The sequence below is a fragment of the Rhodococcus sp. B10 genome, from assembly GCF_011770055.1.
Taxonomy (GTDB): Bacteria; Actinomycetota; Actinomycetes; order Mycobacteriales; family Mycobacteriaceae; genus Rhodococcoides; species Rhodococcoides kyotonensis_B.
This window is the reverse complement of the sequence record NZ_JAAFYV010000088.1, coordinates 1-510: the sequence shown is the minus strand read 5'-3', so window position 1 is coordinate 510 and position 510 is coordinate 1. Positions and strand designations below refer to the sequence as shown.

The 510-nt window shown below is 65.5% G+C and carries 1 protein-coding gene; it reads right to left on the bottom strand.

Going from position 1 to position 510, the window contains the following annotated elements; translation table 11 throughout:
• Nucleotides 1-510: diguanylate cyclase (locus RhoFasB10_RS25760; protein ID WP_206031382.1), on the bottom strand; the 510-nt coding region annotated here is incomplete at both ends.

Below are 510 nucleotides of genomic sequence, written 5' to 3'. Positions count from 1 at the left end.
GGCCTGCACCTCGCTCCAGTTCTGCGGCTGCAGCCGGCCCAGCAGCGCCTTGTGCGCGGCCTCTGCCTCGACCATCGCCTGCGCCGACTGCTGGCGGATCGACTGCACCTTCTCGTACTCGTCCAGCACCGATTCGCCGGTGGCGCTGATCTGCCGCAGCAGCGCCTCGGCGCCAACGATGCGATGGCTGGCCAGGTCGTACTTGGGCTGATAGACGAGCTGCAGTTCGTTGTTCTCGCGCGCGTCGCGCAGCGCGTTTTCCAGCATGTAGCGACGTTGCAGGCGGGCGTTCAGTTCAGCCGTGTAGAACTGTGCACGGTTACGGCCGTTCTGCTTGGCCCGGTACATGGCGGCGTCAGCCGAACGCAGCAGGTCGGACCCCGAAATGCCGTCGTGCGGATACAGCGCCACGCCAATCGACACGCCCAGGTAATACCGCCCGTTGACGGTATCGAACGGCTCGCGCATGGCCTGAAGCAAACGTTCAGCCAGCAGCGCAATGCGCTTGCC